We start from the raw sequence: 4,010 nt of genomic DNA on the forward strand, positions 1-4,010 counted from the left end.
TCCTACTGCCACCGCATGCCGAGTTCGGTGAGTCGTTGCCTGCGTTCCGCGGGGATGGTGGCTTTACGGCTTCTACTGTTGGCCACGAACAGGCCAAGCGAGATTTCGACGATCCCGTCAGGGCTGCTGGGATCGCCCAGGACGAGGGTTTCGCGGTGCCCTCTGGGCACATCAAGGTTGCCGGTCCGTTGGTAGTACTGGGCGGCGGCGGCGAGGTTGCGTTCCTCCTTGACGGCGTGCGGGACCTTCGGGGCCGGCAGTTCCTCCGGTTCCAGCGGGGTCAGGCCCAGGACGTGTTCGCACGCCCACTGCTGGGCCGGGCTGAGCTTGTCCCAGCCGGTCTGCTGCGCACGGCCCCATCCGGCGAGGTCCTCGCCCTGGACGACCACGGTCCCCGGTGCGGAGCCGGCCAGCTCGCCGCCGTCGTTGACGTGGCGCCAGGCGAGGGTGAAGCAGCGCTGCCACTCCACCGCCCAGGCCGGGCACCAGGCGGGGTCGATCTCGTCGACCGCAGCCTTCCGGTCGGCCGGGAACGCCCCCGTCCAGTCCAAGCCGGTCTCGCCTGCCTCGGCTCGGCGCTGGAGGGTCTCGGTGCGGCGCTGGGCGGTGCGCCAGTTCTTCAGGATCGTCCCGACGGGGCGCCCGTCCCACACGGCGTCGTTGGGCGGGCAGGCGTGGCCGTGTTCGGCGGCGTAGCCGGCGACGGCGGTGAGGTTGTCGGTGAAGGCGGTGTCGAACGCCGACCACACCATGTCGAGCGCGTCGAGCTCGGCGATCCGCTTGTCGTCCAGGATGGCGGCGGCCTTGTAGCGGCGCTGGTCGGCCACCCACACCCCGAGCCGGTGTCCGGAAGGGGCCCGGTAGGCGTAGGGGACCTTCGCGTCGCCGAACGCCTTCCGGTAGGCAGCCAGCTCGCCCAGGCCGCGCCGGAACTCCTCCCGTTCGGGCTCCAGCACCCGGGTGCGGACGAACGCCGCGATCACCGCCGGGTCGCGCTCGGTGGAGAAGCTGAGCAGCTGCTCCTCGCCGCCGGCGGAGCGGACCTCGTCCAGCTCGCCGGAGTGCCGCGGCTCCCGCTCCGGGCGCGTCTCGGACTGCGGCAGGGCCAGGCGTTCGACGGCGGCCTCGTCGTGGGCCCGCAGCGCCAGGAGCACCTTCGCCAGCCCGTCGTACGCCTTTGAGGTGAGCAGGTCCTCCCCGTTCTCCCCGGCCGAGAGCAGCACCGGCACCACGATCGTGGCGACCTTCCCGCTGTCGGGGGTGGTGCGCAGCGCCCGCCCGACGGCCTGGACCAGGTCGACCATCGACCCGCGCACGTCCGCGAAGAACACGCTGTCGCACGCGAACGTGTCCACACCCTCGGAGAGGGTCTTCACCGACGCCAGGACGTGCCGCAGCAGCCGCAGACCGTCCTCGCGTCGCACCAGCTCCGTGAACTCCTCCAGCGCGGCCCGGCGCTGCGCCGGGGTGTGGTCGGCCTCCAGCCACGTGGTGCCCACCAGCTCAGGGTTGGGGTGCAGCGCCGGGTCCTGCTCCCACAGCGTCCGGGCCACGCCCGAGAGGCCGGTGCTCATCGCCCGCGCCTCCGCCACCAGGTGGTGGAACGACAGGGTCCTGCTCAGGTCCCACTCCGCGCACGCGGACAGCAGCGCCGTCTGCAGGGCCGCCAGCCGGGCCCCGCGGTACTCGACGGAGCGGACGTCCGCACCGCGCTGCTCCATGCCCTGCAGCACGGGGTCGGCGACGTCGACGCACACGATCCGGTAGGGGGCGATGACGCCGTCGGCGATGGCCTGCCCAAGCGGGTAGTCGTGGGCGACGGGCCCGAACAGCTCCTCGTCGTCCATGCTCGCGATCAGCTCGGCCGCCTCCACCCCCGCCTCGGCGGCCCGCTCCCGGTCGCGGTCCTTGAGCGCCCACACGCGCGGGGTGGCGGTCATGAACAGCCGGCGGTCGGCCACGATCCGGGTGTTGTCCAGCACCGCCGCCCACGGCCGCCCGGCCTGCCCACTGACGCGGTGCGCCTCGTCCACCACGGCGAGGGAGAAGGCGGGCAGGCCGAGCTGGTGGGCCTTCTCCAGGTGCCCGAGGCCCACGCTGGCGTAGGTGGCGAACACGGTGACCCGCTTCAGCCCGGCGGTCAGCTTCACCAGCTCGGCCGGATCGGTGGTGCACCGCAGCCCCACCGGCTGCTCGTAGCCGGTGAGCGAGCACAGCCCGACCATCCGCCCGCCGTGCCCCTCACGCCGCCACACCGCCACCGTCTGCTCCAGCAGCGGCAGCGAGGGCACCAGCACCAGCGTCCGCTCCGAGCGCAGCCGCTCGGTGATGTGAACGGCCGTCAGCGACTTCCCCGCGCCCGTCGCCGCCCGGAGCTGGCACCGCAGCCCCTGCGGCGGCACCAGGCCCGACGCCGGGAGCGTCAGAAGTCGTACAGAGGCATCGGCGGCCTCCACCTGATTACGGCGGGGCTTTTTCATCATGATTGCAATTTCCCTTTCCAGGAATTCAGGCGGCATGATCGGAAAACCGGGCACTGCTGATTCGGGCCGCTCGCGACGGCCCGGCCGCTACCAGTCGAGCGCCGGGCCGCCGTAGCTGTCGCCGTAGTCCTGGCGCCCGCACCGCGGCCGCTCCTGGTAGACCGCGGGCGGGCGCTCGCGGTGCGCCTCCAGGCCGGGCGGCGCCGCCGTGATGGCCACCGTGGGGACGTGGACCAGGCCGTCGGCGTCGACCTGGACGTGCTCGGCCAGCACCGCCAGCACCCGCTCCGCGCTCCACCCCAGCCCCTCCGCCAGAGCCCGCAGCCGCCGTCCCGCCTCGCCCGGCATCACCACGCGCACCTCCACCCGGCCCGGGGGCGGCACCGGCCGCACCGGGCGCTGCTGCCGGGCCCGGCGCGCAGCCTGCTGTCGCTGCTCCCCCTCGGTCCGCCACGCCTGCGCCTGCTCATCGCGGGCGACGTCGTACACCGGCCAGGAGCCGGTGCGGACCAGGGTGGCGATCCGCTCCCACTCCTCCACCTCCCACACCTCGCCCGGCCCCGCGTGCTCGTCCCGGCCTGCCTGCCGCGCCATAGCCCGCGCGGCCACCAGGCCGCCCCCGATCTGCTCCGCCGTCCGTCCCTGCGCCTGGCGCTGCACCCGCCGCCGCGCCGCCGCGAACCGTTCGACCTCGTTCATCACCGCTCCACTCCGGCCGGCACCGCCGACTCGTCCTCGCACACGTGGCCGGAGGCCACCCAGCAGTCGTCCGCGAAGTCGGTCTCCTGGACCCAGCCGCACTCGCCGCACTCCGCGCGGCCGTCCCAGCTGATCGAGCCCGGCCCGCCGTCCTCGTCGCAGTCGTGGCCGGCCTCGACGCTCGTCTCGTCCTCGAAGCGCTCCTGCCCGGAGCTGCCGCACTCCCCGCAGTACCAGTCAGCCAGCCAAGACACTGTCACGCGGCCTCCTCCAAGCCCAAGAATTCCATTTCCGGCTCCCGCCGCAGTTTGACCCGCAGTATTCTCAGTGACGGCGATCCCGTCCGGGAGCGAGCCCCAGAAAATTCCACGGAACCTCTCTCCTATCCCAGAGTCTAGCGGGCAGGAATCTTCGATGCAGCAGAATGGGCGAAGCCCGCCCCCTCGCCACCCCAACGAGTGACCCCGCCATCCGACACGCCCCGCAACGACTCCCGCCTCCCCCGAACCCCCAGGGCCTACGGCGCGAAGCGCCCGCCAAACCCACTCGCCCATCCCAGCAAGGGCCGAAGGCCCCCGCCACCCCATCCACCATCAAACTCCGCGCGAAACAGCGGAGTTGACCCGCCACTATCCACCCGAACCCCGCACCCGCGAACGGGCGAAGCCCGAACAGCCCGGCGAAGCCGGGCAGTCGGCGGCGAAGCCGACGAGCCGCCCGAGGCGCAGCCTCGGGCCCGGCCGAAGGCCGGCAGTCCCGCCGCCGAAGGCGGCGCGCAGCGCCGAAGGCGCAAGCAACCCGGGCCGAAGGCCCGTGGTTACCCGGCGC

Annotated in this window: 3 protein-coding genes; all 3 read right to left on the reverse strand. The window is 73.2% G+C overall.

What is annotated here, in order from left to right:
* Positions 1–2: 2 nt before the first annotated feature.
* Positions 3–2,483 (reverse strand): Helicase associated domain protein, encoded by a 2,481-nt coding sequence (locus ACI1MP_RS38340; RefSeq protein WP_404871092.1) that lies wholly within the window; start codon positions 2,481–2,483, stop codon positions 3–5.
* Between the two features lie 87 nt (positions 2,484–2,570).
* The gene (locus ACI1MP_RS38345) at positions 2,571–3,182 is read right to left on the reverse strand and encodes a hypothetical protein (protein ID WP_404871093.1); all 612 of its coding nucleotides are present in this window, start codon (positions 3,180–3,182) and stop codon (positions 2,571–2,573) included.
* On the reverse strand, positions 3,182–3,442 hold the full coding sequence (locus ACI1MP_RS38350) for a hypothetical protein (protein ID WP_404871094.1): 261 nt from the start codon (positions 3,440–3,442) through the stop codon (positions 3,182–3,184). Before ACI1MP_RS38350 ends, ACI1MP_RS38345 begins: the two co-directional genes overlap by 1 nt.
* Positions 3,443–4,010 lie beyond the last annotated feature (568 nt).

The sequence above is a fragment of the Kitasatospora griseola genome (assembly GCF_044999035.1).
GTDB lineage: Bacteria > Actinomycetota > Actinomycetes > Streptomycetales > Streptomycetaceae > Kitasatospora > Kitasatospora griseola.

Bases quoted from the DNA above. Each gene is read 5' to 3' on its own strand.
- ACI1MP_RS38340 (WP_404871092.1), bottom strand. From the start codon at position 2,483: ATGATGAAAAAGCCCCGCCGTAATCAGGTGGAGGCCGCCGATGCCTCT.
- ACI1MP_RS38345 (WP_404871093.1), bottom strand. From the start codon at position 3,182: ATGAACGAGGTCGAACGGTTCGCGGCGGCGCGGCGGCGGGTGCAGCGC.